The 286-nt window shown below is 53.8% G+C and carries 1 tRNA gene; it reads right to left on the minus strand.

The features are described from left to right. Positions 1-17: 17 nt before the first annotated feature. Positions 18-91 (minus strand) — tRNA-Pro (locus GNE10_RS35150). Positions 92-286 lie beyond the last annotated feature (195 nt).

The following is a 286-nucleotide window of genomic DNA, read 5'->3' on the forward strand; positions in this document are numbered from 1 at the left end:
TTCCAGACCCCCATACGTCGGGGCGACAGGATTTGAACCTGCGACCCCCTGCTCCCAAAGCAGGTGCGCTACCAAACTGCGCCACGCCCCGTATGTAGGCCACCAAGTTGCCTTGGCTGCGTTGCATACCTGAGACAGTGTACCGTGTCCGTTTTAAATCTCCTAAACGGGCCCCCACTTAATGGAATCAACGCAGCACAGAAGACGATTTTGACAGACTAGCGGCTAGAAATCGAAATCGAAATCAAACATTCCGTCAAAGAATCCACCGCCATCGCCATCGCCA

Source organism: Nostoc sp. 2RC, from assembly GCF_014222165.1.
Lineage (GTDB): Bacteria > Cyanobacteriota > Cyanobacteriia > Cyanobacteriales > Nostocaceae > Nostoc > Nostoc linckia.